The organism is Saccharomonospora sp. NPDC046836 (assembly GCF_040645195.1).
Classification (GTDB): domain Bacteria; phylum Actinomycetota; class Actinomycetes; order Mycobacteriales; family Pseudonocardiaceae; genus Prauserella_A.
This window is the reverse complement of record NZ_JBEYXW010000012.1, coordinates 139849-161726: the sequence shown is the minus strand read 5'-3', so window position 1 is coordinate 161726 and position 21878 is coordinate 139849. Positions and strand designations below refer to the sequence as shown.

Genomic DNA, 21878 nt, shown 5'->3' with positions numbered 1-21878 from the left:
CTCAGCCGAACTTCTCCGCGATCGACCTGATCCACTCCGCTGACCACGTCAGCTCGCCGGAGTGCAACGCCCCGAGCACGTCGTCGACCCAGCGCAGCTCGGCCTCACGCACCGCGATCGAGTACTCCTCGTCCAGCAGGAACAGGCGCGGCAGGTCCGGTACGGCCGCGAGGGCCTTCCTGTCCTCGTCCACCGTCGCCCGCAGGTCGGCGGCCCGCTTCTCCAGCCGGGCCGCGGCGTCCTCGGGGCCGAGGACCATGAGCGAGGCCAGCGCCGCCGGGAACTCGGGGAAGTCGCGAGCGGGGCTCGCGAGCATCTCGCCGGTCCAGTCGCGCAGCGCCTGCCGGCCGTCCGGGGTGATCGCGTACACCGTCCGCTCCGGTCTGCGCTCGTCGCGAGCGGTCTCTTGCACCGTGATCAGTCCGGCACGCTGCAGCCGGTCGATCGTCTGGTAGACGCTGTTGCGCTGCGCGACGTTCGCGATCCTGTCCTTGCCGCGCTCCTTGATGACCTCGTGCATCCGGTACGGGTGCATCGGCCCCTCCGCCAGCAGGGACAACAGCACGAGCGCCAGCGGTGATCGTCGATGGGTGCTCCTCGCCACGCCATGAGACTAATGCCAGCGCCGCGACCCCCGTTGCCTAGATAGTTATTTTATGTATAGTCATGTCATGACTTCAGCACTCATCGCAGGCGGCGGGCTGGCCGGATCGGTCACCGCCATGGCACTCACGAAGGCGGGCATCGACACGACCGTTTACGAGGCGTACGACCGGTCGGCCGACGGTGTCGGCGCGTTCCTGACGCTCGCGGTCAACGGGCTCGCGGCACTGCGCACGCTCGATCTGCACACGATCGTCCGCGCGCGGGGCTTCGACACGCCGGCCATGTCCATCGGCATGGGCGGCAAGCCGATGGCGGAGTTCGACTTCGGCGACCCGCTCCCGGACGGCACGGTCACGCAGACCATCACGCGGGCGGCGATCTACACGGCGCTGCGGGACGAGGCCGTGCGGCGCGGCGTACGGATCGAGTACGGCAAGCGGCTCGTGTCCGCAACGTCCACTCCGGACGGTGTGACCGCAGTGTTCTCCGACGGCACCAGAGCACACGGCGACCTGCTGGCCGGCGCGGACGGGCTGCGCTCGGCCACCCGCACGCTCATCGACCCGAACGCGCCGACGCCACGGTACGTTCCGCTGCTCAACGCAGGCGGATATGCGAAGGGGCTACGACTCGACGCTCAGCCCGGCCGGATGCACATGGTGTTCGGGCGGGACTGCTTCTACGCGTACGTGATTCACGAGTCCGGTGACGTGTGGTGGTTCGCGAACCCGCGCCAGCCCCGTGAGCTGTCGCGGGAGGAGCTGGCACAGGTGCCGTGGCGGGAGAAACTGCTCGGCCTGTTCGCTCGCGAGGACGGTCCGGCCCGCGACCTGGTGGAGGCGACCGACGAGATCTTCGCGGGCTGGAACACCTACGACTTTCCTTCGGTGCCGACGTGGCACCGCGACCGGATGGTGATCATCGGTGACGCGGCGCACGCGACGTCACCCGCGTCCGGGCAGGGCGCGTCAATGGCCATTGAGGACGCGGTGACGCTCGGGAAGTGCTTGCGGGACATACGGAACGTGCCGGCGGCGTTCGCCCGGTACGAGGCGCTGCGCCGCGCCAGGGTCGAACGTGTGGTGAAGCAGGGCAAGCGCAATGGGGACGGCAAGTCGCTCGGGCCCGTGATGCGGCACCTCATGCCGCTGTTCTTCAAGCTGTACAAGCCGAACGCGGCGTCGATGCGCTGGCTGTACGGGCATCGCATCGAGTGGGATGCTCCGGTCGAGGCCGGCCGCAACGGGTGAACCACACAGCTATTCGAGCTGTCTGGCCAGTTGGTGGGCCGCCGCGACCACGCGGCGGCCCATGTCCTCCTGATCGTCCACTTCGAACAGAGAAAGGCCCACACTCACCGCGCCGTCCGGCCGCCGCGCCGGGACCACCGCGGAGATGCCGGTGACGCCAGGCGCGATCTCCCCGTGCGACACCGCGAACCCACGCCTGCGTGCCATGGCGACCGCCTCGCGCTCACCCTGCACCGGCGGGTCGGCGGCGAGCATCGCCAGGCCCGCTGAACCGCGCCCGATCGGATCCAGCTGACCAGAGCGGAACGCCACGTGAATGCGCGCCTTGCGCGGTTCGACGATCATCAGCATCCGGACCTGCTCGGCGTTCTCGCGCACGACCAGGTGAGCGGTCGCGTTCGTGTCGTCGGTCAGCTCCTCCAGAACCGGCCGGGCGAGCGTCCGCAGATCCTGCTCCACCGGCTCGGCGAGTCGCACGAGCCCAGCCCCCAGCGTGATCCGCTTGAACCGGTCCCTGCGGCAGAGCTGGTGCTCCTCGAGAGTCCGCACAAGCCGATGCGCGACGGTGCGGTGCACCCCGATCCTGTCGGCGATCTCCGTGATCGACAGCCCTTGCGGGGCGGTGACCAGCACCTCCAGTACCTGCAGCCCGTGATGCAGCGTCTTGGACGTGCCCGGACGTTCCGGTTTCCGGACAGGTGAAGAAATAGCTGTCTCTTGACGAGCGCTCACCGACGACCTACTTTCTCTTCATAATCGCACGCTGTGTGCGATTATCGCACGCTTGTCGAAGAGAATCAAGGAGCCCGACATGGACGTCGCCGTTGCCGACGTGCTCGCCGTCCACCAGCTCTATGGTCGGCAGAGCCACGCGATCGATTCGGGGCGGGCCGCCGACTGGGCGGCGACGTTCACCTCCGACGGCGAGTTCCGTTCGCCGAGCTACCCCGCACCGTCGTCCGGCGCCGCCGAGCTGATCGCCTTCGCCGAGCGCTTCCACGCCCAGTGCGCCACAAGCGGCGAGGTGCTGCGGCACGTGATCAGCACCATCGAGGTCCTGCCGGCCGGACCGGACGCCCTCCATGCCAGGGCCTACCTGCAGATCATCGGTACCCCGGCCGGTGAGCCGTCCCGGCTGCACCGGCTCACCCGGATCGACGACGAGTTGGTCCGGACCTCCAGCGGTTTGCGGATCCGCCGCCGGACCGTTCACCGCGATGCCTGAGTTCGAAGGAGAGAAGAACCTGTGACCAATCTCGAGCCGACCGGTCCTGGCCGAGTTCTGCACCAGCCGGTCACCGCGGTCTACCCGGAGTTCCCGGGCAAGGTCGCCGTGGTCACCGGTGCCGCCCGTGGCATGGGAGCCCGCTTCGCCGCCGCGCTCGCCGGCCGCGGCGTCGACATCGTCGGCGGTGACATCGCCGCCGGCGACATGGCCGCCACCGCGGGTGAGCTGAGTGCGGCACTCGCGGCGCAGTCGATCGAGGCCAAGCCCGGCCGGATCGTCCCGGCGACCGTCGACGTCACGAAGGCCGAGGACCACCGCGCGCTCGCGCAGCGCGCGGTCGACGAGTTCGGGCGCCTCGACTTCTGGGTCAACAACGCGGGGATCTTCCCGTTCGCCGAGGTCGCCGACATCTCCCCGGAGCAGATCCGGACGACACTGTCGGTGAACGTCGAGGGCGTGCTGTTCGGGGCGCAGGCGGCAGCGGAGCGGATGCAACCGGGCGGCGCGATCGTGAACATGTCCTCGGTGTCCGCGGTCCGGGTGCGCAGGGGCAGAGCAGCCTACTGCAGCTCGAAGGCGGCCGTCGCGCACCTCACCGAGGCGCTCGCGGTCGAGCTGGGGGACAAGGGGATCAGGGTCAACGCGATCGCGCCCGGATACATCGACACCGAGATGACGCGGTGGATCCGGGACGACGCACCGGCGCTGGCGAAGGCACTCGACGCCGTTCCGCTGCACCGGATCGGCTCGCCCGAGGAGGTCGCGGGAGTGCTGCTGTTCCTGCTCTCGGACAGCGCACGCTACGTCACCGGGCACAGCATCGCGGTCGACGGTGGTTCCCGGCATGTCTGACAGCGCGGCTGAGAGCCAGGAAGCCATCCGATACCCGGACGTCGTACTGGTCACCGGCGCGGCGAACGGCATGGGCGCCCAGCACGCCAGGGCGCTGGCCGCCCGCGGGGTGCACATCTGCGTGGCCGACCTTGCGGAGCCCGACGATGTCGTAGCGGAGATCGTCGCGGCCGGCGGCTCGGCCTCGGCGCACAGTCTCGACGTCACCGACCCGTTGCAGTGGGAACGGGTGATCGGCCAGATCCGCGAACAGCGTGGCCGGCTCGGCGGACTGGTCAACAACGCGGGTATCTCACGCAGGCTGGAGTTCATGGACACCACCCACGAGGTGTGGGAGCAGGTCCTGCGCGTGAACCTGTCCGGCCCCTTCTACGGCATGCGGGCGGCGGCGCCGCTGATCCGCGACTCCGGTGGCGGATCGATCGTCAACATCTCCTCGATCTCGGGGCAGATCGGCTACTTCTCGCCGGCGTACTCGTCGAGCAAGTGGGGGCTCACCGGGCTGTCGAAGTCCGCGGCCGGGAACTTCGCGGCGTGGGGCATCCGGGTCAACTCGGTGCATCCAGGTCTGGTCGGGACGGCGCTGCTCGGAGGAGCGGACGCATTCGTCGAATCGGCCATGCGCAGCATCCCGGCCGGCCGGATGGGCACGCCCGAGGAGATCACCGACGCCGTGCTCTTTCTGCTCTCCAACCGCTCGACCTACCTGACCGGCAGCGAGATCACCGTCGATGGCGGGCTGGTGTCCAACGGCCTCTACCACCGCATCGTCGCCGAGTCGGGGGGTGAGCTGGGATGAGCGAGCACGAGGTCGACGTCGTCGTGATCGGCGGCGGCGGAGCCGGGCTCGCAGCCGCGGTCGCGGCTGCCGAACAAGGCGCCTCGGTGCTGCTGTTCGAGTCCGAGCGCGAGCTGGGCGGATCGACCGCTATGTCCGCGGGCATGCTCACCGCCGCGGGTACCAGCGTGCAGGCGAGCCTCGGGATCTCCGACACCGCCGAGAAGTTCTTCCAGCACTACATGGACCTCAACCAGTGGCTGCTCAAACCGGGCCTGGTGCGTGCGTTCTGTGAGCACGCGGGGCCGACGGTCGAGTGGCTGATCGGGCTCGGCGTGGAGATCCCCGCGGCGGTGTCGCACGACGCGCACACCCCGGGGCTCACCCGGGCCGGAGTCGAGGACGTCTGGCGTGGCCACGTCCCGAAGGACCAGGGCTACGGCCTGGTCCAGGTACTCGACCGCGCACGGAAACGGCTGGGCGTCGAGGCGGTGCTGAACACCCGCGTGGAACGGCTGCTGGTCGAGGACGGGGCTGTGGCCGGCGTCGTCGCGGACGGGATCGACGTCCGGGCCGGGGCGGTCGTCGTGACCACCGGCGGTCTTGCCCATGACCCGGAGCTGCTCACGCGCCACTACCCGGCCGCAGGGCGTGCGGGCGACGACCTTTTCGTGGTGGCTGCCGAAGGCAGCCGGGGAGATCATCTACGCTTCGGCGAGCAGGCCGGCGCCGCGGTGACCGGCGAGGGCTGGGGACTGCTGCTGCCCACGGTCTACTTCCAGCGGCTACACCACTGGCAGTCCGGGTTCCCGCCGGTGTCGCGCGTGCTCGTCAACGCGCGCGGTCGCCGGTTCATGGACGAGGACGCCTCCTATGCCGTGTCCGCGGGGATCGTCGAGGCGCAGCCGGGTCCGGTGTGGATGGTGTTCGACGAGGCCACACGGGCCGGGCTGCCACCGGGTTACGCCCACTGGTCGGCCGAGCACGTCGAGGCCGAGGCCGACGCCGGCCGGACACTGCGGGCCGATTCCCTGGAGGAACTGGCCGGACTCATGGGTGTCCCCGCCGACGCCCTCACCGCGACCGTCGAACGCTGGAACCGGCAGCTGCCCGAGACCGGCGAGGATCCGGACTTCCTGCGCCACCGGACCCTTGCCGCGAAGGGCATCGCCGCGAACCCGGACCCGATCAGCAAGGCACCCTTCCACGCCGCCCGCTTCCTCCCCGCCGAACTCGTCTGCACCCACACCGGTCTGGAGATCGACGCGCGGGCCGCGGTGATCGGCGCCGGTGGCGACCCCGTCCCCGGGCTGTTCGCCGCCGGTGAGGCCGGAGCAGGTGTTCTCGGGCCGCGTTACGTCGGCGGCGGCAACGCCGTCGCCAACGCCGTGACCATGGGCCGCATCGCCGGGCGCAACGCCGCCCACCACACCGCCTGACCGCAGTTCACTGATTCGCACTCACCGTCGAGGAGATCCATGTCAGTCCCCACCACCGCCTCCGCCGCGGGGCAACACGAGGTCGGGCGGCGCACGATCCGCAAGGTCGCCCTGCGGGTCATGCCGATCGTCGGCCTGCTCTACGTCTTCAACTACATGGACCGGGCCAACATCGGCTACGCCCAGCTCGGTATGGCGACCGAGCTGAGCATCACCGCGGCCACGTTCGGTGTCGCATCGGCGATCTTCTTCCTCGCCTACGTGGTGTTCGAGGTTCCCAGCAACATGATCATGAAGCGGGTCGGTGCCCGGCTCTGGCTCAGCCGCATCGCGGTGAGCTGGGGGATCGTCACCGTGCTCACCGGCTTCGTCGCCAACGTCACCCATCTGATCGTCGCCCGGATCCTGCTCGGCATCGCCGAAGCCGGACTGTTCCCCGGCCTGCTGCTCTACATGACCTACTGGTTCCGCGGCAAGGAGCGCGGCCGCGCGATCGCCGCGCTGGCGCTGGCCCAGCCGGTCGCGCTCATCCTCGGCAGCCTCACCGGCGGCCTGATCCTCGACCACATCCACTGGTTCGGGATGAGCAGCTGGCAGTGGGTCTTCATCCTGCAGGGCGCCCCCGCCGTCCTGCTCGGCGTTGTCACCTTCTTCCTGCTGCCCAACAAGCCTGCCGACGCCCGATTCCTCACCAAGGAGGAGAGCACCTGGCTGCAGTCCGAGATCGACGCCGAGTACGTGCCGGAGGAGAAGACGACGTTCCGTCACGAGCTCCGGGCCGTGCGTAACCCGAAGGTAGTGCATCTCGCGGTGGCGAATCTGTTCATCGCGTGCGGGCTCTACGGGCTGGCGTTCTTCCTGCCGCTGATCGTCAAACAGCTCGACCCGTCGTACTCGTCGACCAACATCGGCCTACTCGGGGCGATCCCGTACCTCGTCGGCGCCGTCGGGATGCTGTTGCTCGCCCGCAACTCCGACCGCACCGGTGAGCGGAAGATCCACGTGATCGCACTGGTCCTGGTGGCCGCGCTCGGGTTCTTCGGAGCGATCCAGTTCAAGTCGGTCCCGGCGCTGTCACTGGTCAGCCTGTCACTGGCAGCGATCGGCGTTCTCGGTTACCTCGCGCCGTACTGGGCGATGGCCGCCCGGGTGCTGACGAAGGAGCAGACCGCCGTCGGCCTGGCCGCGATCAACTCCATTGCCGCGCTGGGCGGGTTCTTCGGACCGTACGCGATCGGCCTCGCCGCCACCGACACCGATGTCACCGTCGGGCTGTACTTCCCGATCGGCTGCCTCGTGGTCGCCGCGGTGATGCTGTCCGTCCTCAAGGTGCCGCGTGAGGTCCGCCCCACCGCGTTGAACTAGTTTCAAGATGTACTTCCTCCGCCGTCCGGATAAGGTACAGCCGTGGCGGCGGAGGACGGGCCGGTGCGGCCGGCGGGAGTGGACCTGGACTTCTGGTCCTTCATCGCGCTGGCCAACCGCAGGCTCGCCGGGGAGTACGGCTTCCGCCACCAGCTCGCCACCCAGGTGCTGCTGACCCTCAACCGGGCCTCCGACCTGGTGACCTATGACCTCGAGGCCGCCGTGCACCGGCCGCGGGGCCGGTCCTGGTCGGCGTTCCGGCTGATGTTCGTGGTCTGGCTGGCAGGCCCGCTCGAACCGTCCGGAGCGGCCCGGCTGACCGGCATGAGCCGCGCCGCGGTGTCCAACCTGACCAAGACGCTGGTCGCCGATGGCCTGCTCGATCGCACTCCGGGCGAACGGGACGGCCGCTCGGTGCGCCTGTCCCTGACCCCGGCGGGACATGAGGAGATGGTCGCCGTCTTCAGCGAGCACAACGAGCGCGAGTTCCGCTGGGCCGGCGCGCTCACCGAGGAAGAGCAGCGCATCCTCGTGATGCTTCTGGACAAACTGATCACCGGCCACAGCGCGCCAGACGTACGCGGCCGCCGCTAGTTCCGGTCACGGCTTCCGCACTTCCGCAATGGAGCCTCGAGGGATATCGTGGCCAGTAAGTAGTACATGTCTTAACCATTTTCGAGTGGATGACAAAGGAGCCGGGTCATGCCTTACTACCGCCGCGCCGGCAACGTGCCGCCCAAGCGGCACACCCAGCACCGCACCCCGTCAGGCGGCCTCTACTACGAGGAGCTCATGGGGGAGGAGGGTTTCTCCTCGGACTCGTCACTGCTCTACCACGCGGGCGTGCCGTCGGCGATCGTCGATGCCACGCCGTGGGAACTGCCGGACCAGTCGACGACGGAGAACCGTCCGCTGATCCCGCGGCACCTGAAGTTGCACGAGCTGACCAGTGCGGACTGGAAGGCCGTCGACGCGGTGCGCGGGCGGCGGTTGGTACTGGGCAACGCCGACGTCCGGATCTCCTACGTCGCCGCCGGTGAGCCGTCGCCGTTGTACCGCAACGCCATCGGCGACGAGTGCGTGTACGTCGAGTCCGGCACCGCCACCGTCGAAACGGTCTTCGGGACGTTGAGCGCCGGCCAGGGCGACTACGTGATCCTGCCGCGAGCCACCACGCACCGATGGGTTCCCACCGGGTCGGAGCCCGTGCGGTTGTACGCGATCGAGGCCAGTTCGCACATCGCGCCGCCGAAGCGGTACCTGTCGCGTTACGGGCAGCTGCTGGAGCACGCGCCGTACTGCGAGCGGGACCTGCACGGCCCGGCCGACCCGGTGGTGGTCGAGGGAACCGATGTGGAGGTGCTGGTCAAACACCGCGGCTCGCGCGGAATCACCGGGACCCGTTACGTGTACCCGACACATCCGTTCGACGTCGTGGGCTGGGACGGGTGCCTGTACCCCTTCACGTTCAACATCGCCGACTTCGAGCCGATCACGGGGCGGGTACACCAGCCCCCGCCGGTGCACCAGGTTTTCGAGGGCAACAACTTCGTGATCTGCAACTTCGTTCCGCGCAAGGTCGACTATCACCCACTGTCGGTTCCGGTGCCGTACTACCACTCCAATGTGGACTCCGACGAGGTGATGTTCTACTGCGGCGGGAACTACGAGGCACGCAAGGGATCCGGGATCGGGCAGGGCTCGATCAGCCTGCACCCGGGTGGGCACAGCCACGGACCACAGCCGGGGGCGGTGGAGCGGTCGCTGGGGGTGGAGTTCTTCGACGAGCTCGCGGTCATGGTCGACACCTTCCGCCCGCTGGAGCTGGGCGAGGGTGGCCTTGCCAGCGAGGACCCCGGCTACGCCTGGACCTGGTCCGGCAGGGGGCCGGGATCGTGACCGGCTCCCCGATCCCGGGAGTCGTCGCCGGCCTGTGCGACGACGCCGCCGTGTTCCCGCCGGGGCTCGCCCCCCTGCACGAGGCCGTCCGCGCCTACCGTGAACGGCAGGGCACCTGGTACGCCGACCTCGTCGGCCCACTGGTGCTGGCCGCGGCCGACCTGCCCCGGCTCGGTTCGCTGCAGGCGGGGCCATTGCCGTTGTCCGTCACGCTGCCGGACGGTCCCGCGGACCTGCCCGCCGTCGTCGCCGCCACGGCGTCGTTACCGGTCGACCTGCGTTCGGTCGAGGTCGCCGTGCCGGACGGTACAGGTGTGAGCGAGTTCCTGGACCAGCTCGCCGAGGCTCCGCACGGTGACGTCGACGTGTACGTCGAGGTTCCGCGCGACGAACGGCGCTTACCGCTGATCGAGGCGATCGCCGGCCGGTACCGGGCGAAGCTGCGCACCGGTGGTGTCCGCGCGGACCTCTATCCAGGGGAAGCCGAGCTCGCGGACGCGGTCGCCGCCCTGGCCGCGGCCGGAGTGCCGTTCAAGGCCACGGCCGGGCTGCACCACGCGCTGCGCAACACCGACCCGGAGACAGGGTTCGAGCAGCACGGTTTTCTCAACCTCCTGCTCGCCACCGATGTGCTGGCGCACGGCGGAACCGAGCCCGATGCCCGCGCACTGCTCGCCGAACGTGACGGCGCCACCGTCGCCGGACGAGTGCGCGACCTCGACGCCGACCGGGTACACCGCGCCCGCGCCGCGTTCACCTCATTCGGCACCTGCAGCATCACCGACCCGCTCACCGAACTCGTCGAGCTGGGCCTGCTCACCGAACCGAGCACCGCAACCACCACAGGAGGGGCAACCCCGTGAGCGTCATCGAGGTCCCGCAGAACTCGCCGTTCGGCCGGGACAACCTGCCCTACGGTGTGTTCTCCGTTGCCGGAGGCGCACCCCGGGTGGGGACGCGGCTGGGCGACACCGTGGTGGACCTGTCCGTGGTGCTCGACGATCCGGTGTTCGCCGCGCCGTCATTGAACCCGTTCATGGCGCAGGGGCCCGCGCGGTGGGCGCAGGTGCGCGAGAGCATCTCCGCGATCGTGGCCGGGGACCTGCCGGACAACGCCCTGCATCCGGTCGGCGGCGTGCGGCTGCACCTGCCGATCGAGGTGGGCGACTACGTGGACTTCTACGCTTCGGAGCACCACGCGTCGAACCTGGGGCGGCTGTTCCGGCCGGACGCCGAGCCGCTGATGCCGAACTGGAAGCACCTGCCGGTCGGCTACCACGGCCGCTCCGGCACGGTCGTGGTGTCGGGGACCGGCATCGTCCGGCCCTGCGGGCAACGCAAAGCCCCCGACGAGACCACCCCCAGCTTCGGACCGAGCCAGCGACTGGACATCGAGGCGGAGCTCGGGTTCGTCGTCGGGGCGGGATCCGGCCTGGGGGACCGCATCGGGGTCGACACGTTCGCCGAGCATGTGTTCGGGGCTGTGCTGGTCAACGACTGGTCCGCTCGTGACCTGCAGGCATGGGAGTACGTGCCGCTGGGCCCGCATCTCGGCAAGAGCTTCGCCACCTCGGTCTCCCCGTGGGTGGTGCCGCTGGCCGCGCTGCAGGCCGCGCGGGTGCCGCTGCCAGGGCAGGACCCACAACCGTTGCCGTACCTGCGCGGTAGCCAGGACTGGGGCCTGGATGTCGACCTGGTCGTGCGGTGGAACGGCGAGGAGGTCTCCCGCCCGCCGTACAAGGACATGTACTGGTCCCCGGCGCAGATGCTCGCCCACCTGACCGTCAACGGGGCAGCCACGCGAACCGGGGACCTCTTCGCCTCCGGCACCATCTCCGGCCCCGGGAAACATCAGCGGGGCGCGTTCATCGAACTCACCTGGGGTGGCCGCGAGCCCGTCACGGTCCACGGCGAGCAACGCTCCTTCCTGCAGGACGGCGACGAGGTCACCATCTCGGCCACCGCGCCCGGCCCGAATGACACGCGGATCGGGTTCGGCGAGGTCACCGGCACCATCCTGCCTGCCAGATAAGCTCGATACATGCCGTCCAGGCGTGACTACCGACTGTTTCTCGCCGGTCAGACGATATCGAGTCTCGGGTCTTCCTTCACGACGTTCGGGTTGCCCCTGCTCGTGTTCAGACTCACCGGATCCCCAACCGACCTTGCGCTGACGACGATCGCCACCTTCCTGCCATACCTGTTGTTCGGCCTGCTGATCGGCGCCTGGGTTGACCGGGTGGATCGGCGCCGCCTCTTGATCTACACGACAGTGGCCAGCGGGCTGACTGTCGCGGTGCTGCCAACGATGGCGGCTTGTGGCGTCCTGCACGTCTGGATCGTGTACATGGTCGCGTTCGTCAGGGCATCGCTGGGGATCGTTGCGCACGCGGTCGAAGGTTCCGCGATGCCCAGCCTGGTTTCCCGGGAACGGCTGGCCGACGCGAACGGCAAGCTGCGGGCCGGCTCGGCCGCGGCCCAGGTCGCCGGCCCGATCCTTGCTGGTGCGCTCATCGGCGGCGGGTTGCCGATCGTTGAGGTCTTCGTCGTGGACGCGGTCGCGTTCTGGATCGCAGCCACCCTGCTCGTCGTGGTGCGCAGCCCTTTCAACCGCGGCCATTCAGCGCGGGAACCGAAGTCGGTCCGGTCCGAAATTGTCGTCGGACTCCGCTATGTGCTCGCCGATCCTCTCCTGCGCAACATTGCGCTGCATGCGGCTCTGTACAACCTGCTCGGGTCGATAGTCACCTCGCAACTGGTGTTCTTCGCGCATGACAGACTCGGTGCCACCGACGCACAGGTCTCCGTCCTCTTTGGCTGTGGAGCGATCGGCACAGCGGCAGCGTTGTTCGTGTCCGCCAGGCTGAGGCACCGATTGCCGTTCGCCGCCGCCACCCTCGGTGTGATGATGTGCTGGAGCGCCCTCATACTGGGTTTCTCGGCCAGTACCAGTTTCTGGCTCGGTGCGATCCTGTGGACGGTGGCTGCGGGTTTGCCGACCGTCTACGCGGTGCAGACGCTGACGTTCCGGCAACTGGTCGTACCGGACCACCTACTGGCCAGGGTGCAGACAACCGGCCAGGTGCTGGCGTGGTCCGTACAGCCTCTTGGGGCCTTCGTCGGCGCGGCGATCATCGAGGCCACGGCTCACATCGCCGCGGTCTACGCCGGCGCCGCGTTACTGATGGCCTTGGGCACGGCAGGCTTCTGGACCGGCCCGCTCGGGAAGGCCACACGACCGTCGTCGGCGGTGTCGTCCACATAGGAGCGCGGTCAGGCAAGGTGTTCGATGATCTTGCCGGCGGCGTCCGTGGCCATCCTGCGCATCGCCTCGGCGGTCTGCGCCCCGACGTGCGGGGTGATGATCACGGACGGTTCCGTGCGCAATGGATGGTCCGCCGGAAGCGGTTCGAGCACCGTGACGTCGAGGCCGGCTCCGGCCAGATGTCCTTGGCGCAGCGCGGAAAGCAGCGCATCTTCGTCCACAGTGCCGCCGCGGGAGGTGTTGATGACCACGCCACCCTTCGGCATCGACAGCAGCTCGGCGAGGCCGATCAGGTGCCGTGTTCGCTCGGTCAGCGGTACGTGCAGGCTCACCGCGTCGGACTGTGCGAGCACCCGGTCGAGCGGCGCGGGCTCGGCACCGGCCGCGGCGATGCCGGCGTCGGGCAGCAGCGGATCGTAGGCGAGCACCCGCATGCCGAACCCCTGCCTGGCGATGTGCGCGACCCGGGACGCGATACGCCCGAAGCCGATCAGACCCAGCGTCGAGCCGGACAGCTCGCGCCCCTGGATGGCGGCTCGTGTGTCGCCCTCGTTGCGCACGGCCACACCGATGCCGCGGCGTACGGCGAGCAGCAGCGCGATCGTGTGTTCGGCGACCGACTGGGTGTTGGCCGTCGGGGTGGTGGTGACCACGATCCCGCGCTGCTCGGCGGTATCGAGGTCCACGGTGTCGAGGCCGACGCCGTGCCGGGCGATGATCGTCAGCGCGGGCGCGCGGCGCATCATCGCCCCGTCGACCCGCGCCGTGCGCAGCAGGATTCCGGCCACCTGGCCGGCGATGTCGTCGAAGGTCGTCGCGGCGTCGCCGTAGCCGAGGCGGACATCGGCGTGGTCACGCAACAGCGCGAGGCCGTCGTCGTGGACGGGTCGCGGGATCCAGACGAGCGGCCGCTCACCCACGGGGCACGAGTTTCTGGTTCGCGCTGCGCCGCTGCGCCTCGCCGGCGAGGAGTTCCCGGGTGCTCCGCACGACCTCCGCGCACTGGTCCGCGGGCACGATCGCGACCCCGTCGTCGTCACCGACCACCCAGTCACCGGGGCTGACCGGCACGCCACCGACCGCGATCGTCACGCCCATGCGGTACGGCCCGGTCTTCCACGGCCCGGCAGGGGTGACCGCACGGGCGAACACGGGCACCCGCAGCTCGGCGAGATCGGCTGCGTCCCGGGCTGCGCCGTCGAGGACGATGCCGCCGATCTCGAGTGCCCGCGCTTTCTGGACCACCAGCTCACCGATCAACGCGCGGGTCTCGTCCCCGCCACCGTTGACGACGAGTACCTCGCCGCGCCGGATCGTCTCGAACGCCGCGTGCAGCCCCTTGTTGTCCCCTGGGCGGGTCCACACGGTGAACGCCGGGCCGGACAGCGCCGCGCCGGGCCACAGTGGACGGATGCCCTGCGCGACGCCGAAACGCTCCATGGCGTCGGACAGGGTCGCAACCGGAAACTCTCCCGGCTTCGGGTAGGTGGTGGTCAGCTCCACGATCCTCCTCGCTTTCGTCAGTAGAGTGCGGGCGGCAGCCCGGTGCGGGCGATGTCGTCGGCGCAGCGGCGTACGGCCGCCACGAAGCCAGGGATCTTGTCGTCGGTGAACCGGACGGTGGGCCCGCCGAGGGCGAGCACCACCGGCCGGGCGAGTGCCCTCGCGCCTGTGGCCGGGTCGACCGGCACCGCGAGCCCGGTGTTGCCCGGCTCGCGCTGGCCGTGCGAGATGCTCCAGCCCTGCGCCATGGCGTGCTCGACGCCGTCGCGCAGGGTGTCGGCGTTGCTGGGGGACTCAGCGGTCGCGGAGACCCGCGCGATCAGCTCGTCCCGCTCGGCGGGCGGTTCGAGGCCGAGGAGCACGTAGGCCGCGGAACCCGCCCACAGCGGCAGTTCGTCGCCCGTCTGCACGACGTGCCGCAGCGTGTTCGGGCTCGGCGCCTGACCCACGACCACCCGGTGCAGGCCTTTGCGTACGTAGAGGCTCACGGTTTCGCCGGTCTCGGTGGCGAGCTCCCGCATGCGCGCGAGACTCGCCTCGGGCACGGCCCATGCGGCTTCGGCGAATGCGGCCCAGCCGATCATGCGGGTGCCGACGCGGACCTGCCCGTCGACGCCGGATTCCAGCACTCCTTCGGCGGTGAGGGTCTCGATCAGCCGCAGCACGGTGGTTCTCGGCAATCCGGTCGCGCGGACGATCTCGGCCACGCCGAGGGTCATGCGGTCGGCCGAGAATGCCTGCAGGACACGGAAAGCGCGACTGACCGCGCGGATACCTCCGTTGTCGCTGTCCGGAGCGGCGGCCCCAGTGGACTTCATCGTCAGCCCCTCCCCATCGAAGCGTGGTGTTTGCGTCTCGCCAACCGTAACTATACCATCAGGCGGTCAATGATGTCCGCCAGATGGACACTCAACCATGTGTGAACCTAGGTCACAAGGGAGTGATCGTGCAGAGGAAACGTGTCGCTCTCGCGGTCGCCGGAGCCGTGAGCACACTCGTGCTGGCCGGCTTCGCGGCGGTCGACGCGAGCCAGTCGACCTCGGGAACCACGCCGAGATCGAAGCTCACCGTGATGGCACCCGCCGCGCCCGGCGGCGGCTGGGACCTCGCTTCGCGGGAGGCCCAGCAGGCGTTGCGCGGCAGCAGCTCCATCGTCAACAACGTCCAGGTCATCAACGTGCCTGGCGCGGGAGGGACGATCGGGCTGTCGCAGTTCGTCGAACTGGGCGCCGACCCCACGCAGCTGATGATGACCGGCACCGTGATGGAAGGAGCCATCACCGTCAACCGGTCGCCGGTCGGCCTGCTCGACACCACGCCGATCGCGCGGCTGGCCGAGGACTACGAGGTGTTCATCGTCCCGGCGGACTCTCCATACCGGACGTTGGAGGACTTTCTCCGGGCATGGCAGGAGAATCCGCACTCGCACGCCGTCGGCGGGGGCGGGCTCGGTGGCACAGACCACCTGCTGACCGGGCTCGTCGCACGCGAAGCCGGGATCGACCCCGGGCAGTTGAACTACGTGTCCTTCGCGGGCGGCGGCGAGGTGCTCACCGCTCTGCTGTCGGGAACCGTCGAGGTCGGGGTCAGCGGGTACAACGACTTCCGCGACCAGATCGAGACCGGGAACCTGCGGGCACTGGCCGTTTCGGCGGATCAGCCCGTCGCGGGCATCGACACTCCGACCTTCATCGAACAGGGCATCGATGTCGCCCTGCCGAACTGGCGCGGACTGGTGGCGCCACCCGGAATCACGGCCGAGCAACGGCAGGAACTCATCGCCATCGTCGGCGAGCTGGTGCGAACCCCGGAGTGGGCCGACGCGCTGAGCCGCAACAAGTGGCAGGACAGCTTCCTGGCCGGTGACGAGTTCACCGACTTCATCCGGCAGGACCAGGCCAGGGTCAACGCGATCATCGAGGAGTTGGGACTGTGAGCACACCAGTCACCGGCTCGGCCTCCTATCTACGCCGCCGCACCGGTCTCATCGTCCCGTTGCTGTTGTTGATCGTCGGGATTGGACTCGGCATCGGAACGATCACAATGGACGTTCCCGACAACGTCTCCTCGCCGGGACCACAGCTGTTCCCGACGATCGTCGCGATCGCGTGTGTCGTGTTCGCAGTTCTGCTGGCCGTCGACGTGATCCGCCGACCCGAGCCTGCGGCGGTCGCGATCGCCGGCACTGACGGTGAGACAGCAGCGCAGGACGAGCAGCCCGTGCGCACGTGCAGCAACCATCCGGCGTTGTTCGGCGTGGTCGGCACCATCGTCGTCTTCATCGCCATGCTGAACCCGGTGGGCTGGCTGATCTCCGGGGCGGCGCTGTTCTGGGGTATCGCCCGCGCGCTCGGCAGCCGCCGCACGGTGTTCGACCTCTTCCTGTCGGTCGCGATCTCCTCGATCGTGCAGCTGGCCTTCTCCGCGGGGCTCGGGCTCAACCTGCCCCCCGGCATCCTGGCGGGAGTCTTCTGATGGAGTCACTGACCAATCTCGGTGAGGGCTTCCTCACCGTACTCACCCCGATGAACATGCTGTGGGTGTTCATCGGTGCCCTCCTCGGCACCGCGGTGGGGGTCCTGCCCGGGCTCGGCTCCGCGATGGCGGTGGCGCTGCTGCTGCCCGTCACGTTCTCGCTCGACCCCATCGGGGCCTTCATCATGTTCGCCGGGGTGCTCTTCGGTGGCCTGTTCGGCGACTCGATCGCGGGCATCCTGATGAACACGCCCGGCAACAGCACCGCGATCGCAGGATCGATCGAGGGGCACCGGATGGCCAAGAGCGGGCGCGCCGCGCAGGCGCTGGCGACCTCCGCGATCGGCGCGTTCGTCGGCGGCATCGTCGCCTCGATCCTGGTGGTCTTCTTCGCACCCTCACTGGCAGAGCTGGCCACCCTCTTCGGCCCCGCCGAGTACCTGGCGCTGGCGATCTTCGCGTTCGTCGCGATCTCGGCCGTCGTCAGCGAATCCGTGATCCGCGGGTTGGCCGCACTCGTCATCGGGCTCGCGATCGCTCTCGTGGGCATCGACGGCACCTCCGGTGCCGCGCGTTTCACCGCGGGCCTGCCGGAGCTTTTCGACGGCATCGACATCGTCGTGATCACCGTGGGGCTGCTCGCTCTCGGCGAGGTGCTCAGCGTCGCCGCACGCCGTGGCACGAAGGACGACACCGAACTGATCCCATCCACCGGGCGCCTGTGGTTGTCCCGGCGGGAGTTCCGGCTCGCGCTGCCGGCCTGGCTGCGTGGCACCGCGATCGGGGTGCCCTTCGGCATCATTCCCGTCGGCGGATCCGAGGTGCCGACGTTCCTCGCCTATGGCACCGAGCGCAGGCTCGGGTCCCGCAAGCCGAACTCGATGTTCGGCAAAGGTGCGATCCAGGGCGTCGCCGGACCGGAGGCGGCGGGCAACGCCACCGCGGGTACCGCGATGGGCGCCTTGCTCGCGCTCGGGCTGCCGACCTCGGCCACCGCGGCGATCCTGCTCGCCGCGTTTCGCCAGTACGGCCTGCAGCCGGGGCCGCTGCTGTTCGAGCGCGCCAGCGAGCTGGTCTGGGCACTGCTGGCGAGCTTCTTCATCGGCATGGTCGTGCTGCTGATCCTGAACCTGCCGTTCGCGCCGCTGTGGGCCAAGTTGCTGAAGGTGCCCAAGCACTACCTCTACGCCGGCATCACGGTGTTCGCGATGTTGGGTGTGTACGCCACCAGCGCCAAGATCCTCGACCTCGTGCTGGTGCTGGCGATCGGCCTGCTCGGGTTCGTCATGCGCCGCTACGGGCTGCCCATCGCGCCGGTGCTCATCGCCGTGATCCTCGGTCCACTCGCCGAGACCGAGTACCGGCGCGCGATGGCGGTCAGCGAAGGAGACCCGGCCGCGCTCGTGTCGAGCCCGATCTCGATCACGTTGTACACCCTGCTGGTCCTCGTCGTCGCGGTACTGCTGCTTCAGCGGTTCCGGGCCCGCCGTCAACAGAAAGCGGTGGTATGAAACAGGATTCGCCCACAGAGCGCCCGCTCGCCGGGATCCGGGTCCTCGACCTGACGAACGTCCTCGCCGGACCCTATGCTGCCTACCAGCTCGCACTGCTCGGCGCGGACGTGATCAAGGTCGAGGTTCCCGACGGCGGCGACCTCGCCCGCAAGCTGGGTGCCTCCGCCGAGCTGAACCGGCGCGAGCTCGGGGCCTCGTTCCTGGCACAGAACGCGCAGAAGCGCTCGCTCACGCTGAACCTCAAGTCGGCTCAGGGCAAGGAGCTGCTGCGCAAGCTGGTCGCCGGCGCGGATGTGCTGTGCGAGAACTTCCGGCCGGGCGTGCTCGAACGGCTCGGCTTCGGCTGGCCGGAACTACGGCGGATCAACCCGCGCCTGGTCTACTGCGCGATCTCCGGTTTCGGCCAGACCGGGCCACTGCGTGCCAAACCCGCCTACGACCAGATCATCCAGGGCAGTTCCGGGATGATGAGCGTGACCGGGACCGCTCAGGTGGCACCGTTGCGTGCCGGTTATCCCATCGCCGACACACTGGGCGGGCTGGCGGCCGCGTTCGCGATCTCCTCTGCACTGCTTGGCAGGGAACAGACCGGTGCCGGATGCATGATCGATGTGTCCATGTTGGAGACTGCGGTGACGGCGATGGGCTGGGTCGTGTCCAACCACCTCATCGCGGGCCAGGAGCCCAGTCCGCTCGGCAACGACAACGGCACGGCTGCCCCGTCGGGCACCTTCCGTACAGCCGATGGCGAGCTCAACATCGCCGCCAACAAGCAGGAGCAGTTCGAACTGCTGTGCCGGATCATCGGCAGGCCCGAGCTGGCGGCCGACCCTCGCTTCGTCGAACGGGAGGCGCGTAAGACCCATCGCGCGCAGCTGACCGCCGAGCTGGAGGTGGCGCTGACGAAGCAGACGGCGGCGCACTGGGAGGAGGCACTCAGCACGGCGGGTGTCCCGGCCGCCGCGGTGCTGAGCGTGCCGGAAATGCTGGCGAGCGAACAGATCCGGGCCCGCGAGCTGGTGCACGAACTGCCGTTCCCCGGTGGTGAACCCGGGCCGCTGCGGGTTCTCGGGCACGGCATCCATATCGACGGCGGCCCGAGCAGGCCCGAGCTGCCCCCGCCGACGCTCGGCCAGCACACCGACGACATTCTCGCCGAACTCGGCTACTCGCCCGCCGAGATCGCGCGACTGCACGAGGAGAAGGCCGTATGACCGACGTGCCCACCGTCGCCGACGCCACCGCATGGTGGTCCACCGCGATCACCCGCATCGAACCCGGTGTGATCGAGCTGCGCGGCTACCCGATCGAGCAGCTGATCGGACGGCTCGACTTCGTCAGTATCGTTTGGTTGCTCACCAAGGGGGAGCTGCCGACCGACACCGAGTCGCGGCTCCTGCAGGCCGCGCTGGTCGCGAGCGTGGACCACGGGCCGCAAGCGCCGTCGATCGCGAGCGCGCGCATGGCGGCGACCTGTGGCGTGGGCATCAACTCGGCGATGGCCAACGGAATCAACGTCCTCGGCGACACTCATGGCGGCGCCGGGCAGCAATGCGTGGCGCTGCTCAACCGGATCGTCGCCACCGTGGCGGAACAAGGCGGTCGCGTCGACGACGTCGCGGCCCAGGTCGTCGCCGACTACCGCGCGCGGTCGGCGTTCGTTCCCGGGTTCGGGCATCGCTTTCACCCGCGCGATCCCCGGCGCGACGTGCTCCTCCGCCTCGTCGAGGACGCCGTCGCTGCGGGAACTGTTCCGGGTGACTACCTGCGGGCCGGGGTCGCCGTCGAGCGGGCGCTGGCGAACGGGACACGGAAACCACCGATGAACATCGACGGCGTCACAGCGATCGTCTACGCCGAACTCGGTGTGGAACCCGAGCTGGCGCGCGGGTTCTTCGTGCTGGCGCGCTCCGTCGGCATCCTCGCCCACGCCTGGGAGGAGACCAGCGGTGGCCGCAGGGTCAAGGGCCCGCTGCCCCCGCCGCTTTTGGCCGACTACACCGGCGAGGCGACCCGGGACTACGCCAAGCCGTGACCATCACGAGCTGGCCAGCACGTCCTCGTGCCGATTCCCAGACCACGCCGCCGCGAACTTGGCTCGCCGCCGTCACCGGGCTCAGTAGTGTTCTCGCGTGTGACTGGATCTTCCTCGTACCTGAGCGCGCCTGGTCTCTGGAGCGGTGGTGGGTCGTGGAGTGGTTCGGGGTCGCTGGTGTAGGTGGCCCCGCTGGGTGTGGTGATGGTGACGGCCCCCGTGTCCGGGTGCAACCGGTAGGTCCACCCTGGACGGTCCTTGAGCCGATGATGGCGCCGGCAAAGGTTGACCAGATTCGAGTGGCTCGTGGACCCTTGGGCGCTCCACGGGATGTGGTGGTCGTTGTCGCCGAAGTGCGCAGGCCGATGGCACGACGGGAACCGGCACTCGCGATCCCGCACCCGCACGAACTCGTCGGTCACAGCCGGTGGCCGGTAACGGTGGCGCCCCACATCCACCGGCGCCCCGGTCAGCGGATCGGTGACGATCCGCCGCCAGGTGGAGGAGGGCTGGTGAGCGATTTCCCGTGCCACCGAAGCGGGAACCGGACCATAACCGGCCAACTGTGCGGGATTGTCGTTGAGCCCAGCCAAAGTGGTGAGGTCGACGTAGACGTGCACATCGGCCTTCGCCCCGGAACCGTCGGTGTTCGTGCCGAGCAGGAGTTCGGCGAGCACGTCGGCCCGGAGTTGGTCGAGGGTGCGGGATTCGTTGGTGCCGCGCAGGGTGCGGGCCATCCGGTCGATCCGGGCGTAGGCGGATGAGGCGACCTCGGCGGGTAGATCGGCGAGCAATGTGGACATCCCGTCGTCACCAGGCAGCAACTGCACCGACCGCTCCGCCCGACGAACGGAAGCCCGCCGGGCAGCACCCTCCGGATCGGCTTTCATTGCCCAGTAGGTGGCAACCCGCCGGACCTGATGAGGATTCTTTCCAGCAAGCTTGGAGGAGATAGTCGAGTCGACCTGGCGGGCCTGCTCGTCGTCGAGCCAGGCGGTAGCGCTGGCAACTTTCGAAGCACGACAGGAATCGAGTACACCGGACTCCATGGCAGCCAAAGTCTGCGGAAGCCGCCGAACCAATGTGGCAGACAAATCCACCACCCGCCGAGCATGCTGCTCGCTAACCGAGAGCACCAACGCCAACTCGGCAGCCACATCCGAAGCGCGCCCCCGAGAGTCGTCGAGCGCCTCGACAGCCCGATGAACCAAGGCATCTACCCGCATCTTGAGCCGATTCAAACCCTCGATCAGACTCAAAAGTTCGTGATCCTGCAACGAATTCCCCACAGGTGTCATGGTATCAAAAGATGTAGACCACTACAAGGGAAAAGGGACCAGAAACCCGAGCCGTGGGGAACTGTCGCTAGTGGACAATGATGAAAGTCGCCCCGGTCGGGTGGCCCGGGGGAGTCTCACCCCCCCGGGGGCTCCCGCAGATCCCGGCGTGACAGTCTCCCGTCGCCGGGCTCTTGTCGTTCTGATCGTCAGGTAAGGCGGGGTGCGGAGGCTCATCTCCAGTGGGCGAATATGGCGGGATATGTCGTGACGATCTCCCGCCAGCGCTTGAAGGCTTTCTTGGTCCGCGTGGGGTAGCACTGATCTTGTTCAGAGCGCCATTGCTGATCGCGGGCGTAAACGAGCTGAACGGCTGCCCGCCTTTGGTTCGT

22 protein-coding genes are annotated in these 21878 nt (G+C 68.9%); 16 read left to right on the top strand and 6 right to left on the bottom strand.

Annotated features, from left to right (window positions below):
• Position 1: 1 nt before the first annotated feature.
• Positions 2–604, bottom strand: a complete 603-nt coding sequence (locus ABZ863_RS16435; protein WP_358536011.1) for a helix-turn-helix transcriptional regulator — start codon at positions 602–604, stop codon at positions 2–4.
• 67 nt (positions 605–671) lie between these two features.
• Here ABZ863_RS16435 and ABZ863_RS16430 point away from each other — a divergent pair, with 67 nt between their 5' ends.
• Positions 672–1856 (top strand): NAD(P)/FAD-dependent oxidoreductase, encoded by a 1185-nt coding sequence (locus ABZ863_RS16430; RefSeq protein ID WP_358536009.1) that lies wholly within the window; start codon positions 672–674, stop codon positions 1854–1856.
• Positions 1857–1865: 9 nt separating this feature from the next.
• On the opposite strand, the gene ABZ863_RS16425 is transcribed toward ABZ863_RS16430, so the two are convergent.
• The gene (locus ABZ863_RS16425) at positions 1866–2588 is read right to left on the bottom strand and encodes a helix-turn-helix domain-containing protein (protein WP_358536007.1); all 723 of its coding nucleotides are present in this window, start codon (positions 2586–2588) and stop codon (positions 1866–1868) included.
• Between the two features lie 79 nt (positions 2589–2667).
• Here ABZ863_RS16425 and ABZ863_RS16420 point away from each other — a divergent pair, with 79 nt between their 5' ends.
• The 10 genes from ABZ863_RS16420 to ABZ863_RS16375 all read left to right on the top strand — a co-directional run bounded on the left by ABZ863_RS16420 (position 2668) and on the right by ABZ863_RS16375 (position 12682).
• Positions 2668–3081 (top strand): nuclear transport factor 2 family protein, encoded by a 414-nt coding sequence (locus tag ABZ863_RS16420; RefSeq protein WP_358536005.1) that lies wholly within the window; start codon positions 2668–2670, stop codon positions 3079–3081.
• Between the two features lie 21 nt (positions 3082–3102).
• The gene (locus tag ABZ863_RS16415) at positions 3103–3936 is read left to right on the top strand and encodes an SDR family NAD(P)-dependent oxidoreductase (RefSeq protein ID WP_358536003.1); all 834 of its coding nucleotides are present in this window, start codon (positions 3103–3105) and stop codon (positions 3934–3936) included.
• On the top strand, positions 3929–4735 hold the full coding sequence (locus tag ABZ863_RS16410) for an SDR family NAD(P)-dependent oxidoreductase (RefSeq protein WP_358536001.1): 807 nt from the start codon (positions 3929–3931) through the stop codon (positions 4733–4735). The genes ABZ863_RS16415 and ABZ863_RS16410 overlap by 8 nt, the downstream gene beginning before the upstream one ends.
• Entirely contained in the window at positions 4732–6153 is a 1422-nt protein-coding gene (locus ABZ863_RS16405) for an FAD-dependent oxidoreductase (protein ID WP_358535999.1), read from the top strand. Before ABZ863_RS16410 ends, ABZ863_RS16405 begins: the two co-directional genes overlap by 4 nt.
• 39 nt (positions 6154–6192) lie before the next feature.
• On the top strand, positions 6193–7518 hold the full coding sequence (locus ABZ863_RS16400) for an MFS transporter (protein ID WP_358535997.1): 1326 nt from the start codon (positions 6193–6195) through the stop codon (positions 7516–7518).
• Positions 7519–7560: 42 nt separating this feature from the next.
• Positions 7561–8112 carry a MarR family transcriptional regulator gene (locus ABZ863_RS16395; RefSeq protein ID WP_358535995.1) on the top strand — a complete coding sequence of 184 codons (552 nt, stop codon included), beginning with the start codon at positions 7561–7563 and terminating at the stop codon, positions 8110–8112.
• 108 nt (positions 8113–8220) lie between these two features.
• Positions 8221–9417 carry a cupin domain-containing protein gene (locus tag ABZ863_RS16390; RefSeq protein WP_358535993.1) on the top strand — a complete coding sequence of 399 codons (1197 nt, stop codon included), beginning with the start codon at positions 8221–8223 and terminating at the stop codon, positions 9415–9417.
• Positions 9411–10280, top strand: a complete 870-nt coding sequence (locus tag ABZ863_RS16385; protein ID WP_358536041.1) for a hypothetical protein — start codon at positions 9411–9413, stop codon at positions 10278–10280. Before ABZ863_RS16390 ends, ABZ863_RS16385 begins: the two co-directional genes overlap by 7 nt.
• On the top strand, positions 10277–11449 hold the full coding sequence (gene fahA / locus ABZ863_RS16380; RefSeq protein WP_358535991.1) for a fumarylacetoacetase: 1173 nt from the start codon (positions 10277–10279) through the stop codon (positions 11447–11449). Before ABZ863_RS16385 ends, fahA begins: the two co-directional genes overlap by 4 nt.
• 9 nt (positions 11450–11458) lie before the next feature.
• On the top strand, positions 11459–12682 hold the full coding sequence (locus ABZ863_RS16375; protein WP_358535989.1) for an MFS transporter: 1224 nt from the start codon (positions 11459–11461) through the stop codon (positions 12680–12682).
• An 8-nt stretch (positions 12683–12690) separates the two neighbouring features.
• Here ABZ863_RS16375 and ABZ863_RS16370 read toward each other — a convergent pair whose 3' ends face one another.
• From ABZ863_RS16370 to ABZ863_RS16360, 3 genes are read right to left on the bottom strand one after another with little or no spacing between them, the layout of a single operon-like run.
• Positions 12691–13602 (bottom strand): hydroxyacid dehydrogenase, encoded by a 912-nt coding sequence (locus ABZ863_RS16370; RefSeq protein ID WP_358535987.1) that lies wholly within the window; start codon positions 13600–13602, stop codon positions 12691–12693.
• A complete protein-coding gene (locus ABZ863_RS16365; protein WP_358535985.1) occupies positions 13595–14185 on the bottom strand; it encodes a methyltransferase in 591 nt (196 codons plus the stop codon). Before ABZ863_RS16365 ends, ABZ863_RS16370 begins: the two co-directional genes overlap by 8 nt.
• Before the next feature lie 17 nt (positions 14186–14202).
• Positions 14203–15003: an IclR family transcriptional regulator gene (locus ABZ863_RS16360; RefSeq protein ID WP_358535983.1), complete on the bottom strand. Its 801-nt coding sequence runs from the start codon at positions 15001–15003 to the stop codon at positions 14203–14205.
• A 128-nt stretch (positions 15004–15131) separates the two neighbouring features.
• Between ABZ863_RS16360 and ABZ863_RS16355 the strand changes: the two genes are divergently transcribed.
• Genes ABZ863_RS16355 through ABZ863_RS16335 form a run of 5 tightly spaced genes read left to right on the top strand, consistent with a single transcriptional unit; the run spans position 15132 to position 20209 of the window.
• Positions 15132–16121, top strand: coding sequence for a tripartite tricarboxylate transporter substrate-binding protein (locus ABZ863_RS16355; RefSeq protein WP_358535981.1), 990 nt, complete (start codon positions 15132–15134; stop codon positions 16119–16121).
• The gene (locus tag ABZ863_RS16350) at positions 16118–16660 is read left to right on the top strand and encodes a tripartite tricarboxylate transporter TctB family protein (protein WP_358535979.1); all 543 of its coding nucleotides are present in this window, start codon (positions 16118–16120) and stop codon (positions 16658–16660) included. The genes ABZ863_RS16355 and ABZ863_RS16350 overlap by 4 nt, the downstream gene beginning before the upstream one ends.
• Positions 16660–18171, top strand: coding sequence for a tripartite tricarboxylate transporter permease (locus ABZ863_RS16345; protein WP_358535977.1), 1512 nt, complete (start codon positions 16660–16662; stop codon positions 18169–18171). Before ABZ863_RS16350 ends, ABZ863_RS16345 begins: the two co-directional genes overlap by 1 nt.
• Positions 18168–19388: a CoA transferase gene (locus ABZ863_RS16340; RefSeq protein WP_358535975.1), complete on the top strand. Its 1221-nt coding sequence runs from the start codon at positions 18168–18170 to the stop codon at positions 19386–19388. The genes ABZ863_RS16345 and ABZ863_RS16340 overlap by 4 nt, the downstream gene beginning before the upstream one ends.
• The gene (locus tag ABZ863_RS16335; protein ID WP_358535973.1) at positions 19385–20209 is read left to right on the top strand and encodes a citryl-CoA lyase; all 825 of its coding nucleotides are present in this window, start codon (positions 19385–19387) and stop codon (positions 20207–20209) included. The genes ABZ863_RS16340 and ABZ863_RS16335 overlap by 4 nt, the downstream gene beginning before the upstream one ends.
• Here ABZ863_RS16335 and ABZ863_RS16330 read toward each other — a convergent pair.
• A complete protein-coding gene (locus ABZ863_RS16330; protein ID WP_358535971.1) occupies positions 20194–21435 on the bottom strand; it encodes a DUF222 domain-containing protein in 1242 nt (413 codons plus the stop codon). The two genes, ABZ863_RS16335 and ABZ863_RS16330, sit on opposite strands and share 16 nt — an antisense overlap.
• Positions 21436–21878: the final 443 nt, after the last annotated feature.

What these genes read in the sequence shown, in the direction of transcription:
- ABZ863_RS16430 (WP_358536009.1), top strand. Translation starts at nt 672, where the DNA reads ATGACTTCAGCACTCATCGCAGGCGGCGGGCTGGCCGGATCGGTCACC.
- ABZ863_RS16420 (WP_358536005.1), top strand. Translation starts at nt 2,668, where the DNA reads ATGGACGTCGCCGTTGCCGACGTGCTCGCCGTCCACCAGCTCTATGGT.
- ABZ863_RS16410 (WP_358536001.1), top strand. Translation starts at nt 3,929, where the DNA reads ATGTCTGACAGCGCGGCTGAGAGCCAGGAAGCCATCCGATACCCGGAC.
- ABZ863_RS16405 (WP_358535999.1), top strand. Translation starts at nt 4,732, where the DNA reads ATGAGCGAGCACGAGGTCGACGTCGTCGTGATCGGCGGCGGCGGAGCC.
- ABZ863_RS16400 (WP_358535997.1), top strand. Translation starts at nt 6,193, where the DNA reads ATGTCAGTCCCCACCACCGCCTCCGCCGCGGGGCAACACGAGGTCGGG.
- ABZ863_RS16390 (WP_358535993.1), top strand. Translation starts at nt 8,221, where the DNA reads ATGCCTTACTACCGCCGCGCCGGCAACGTGCCGCCCAAGCGGCACACC.
- ABZ863_RS16375 (WP_358535989.1), top strand. Translation starts at nt 11,459, where the DNA reads ATGCCGTCCAGGCGTGACTACCGACTGTTTCTCGCCGGTCAGACGATA.
- ABZ863_RS16360 (WP_358535983.1), bottom strand. Translation starts at nt 15,003, where the DNA reads ATGAAGTCCACTGGGGCCGCCGCTCCGGACAGCGACAACGGAGGTATC.
- ABZ863_RS16345 (WP_358535977.1), top strand. Translation starts at nt 16,660, where the DNA reads ATGGAGTCACTGACCAATCTCGGTGAGGGCTTCCTCACCGTACTCACC.
- ABZ863_RS16340 (WP_358535975.1), top strand. Translation starts at nt 18,168, where the DNA reads ATGAAACAGGATTCGCCCACAGAGCGCCCGCTCGCCGGGATCCGGGTC.
- ABZ863_RS16335 (WP_358535973.1), top strand. Translation starts at nt 19,385, where the DNA reads ATGACCGACGTGCCCACCGTCGCCGACGCCACCGCATGGTGGTCCACC.
- ABZ863_RS16330 (WP_358535971.1), bottom strand. Translation starts at nt 21,435, where the DNA reads ATGCGGGTAGATGCCTTGGTTCATCGGGCTGTCGAGGCGCTCGACGAC.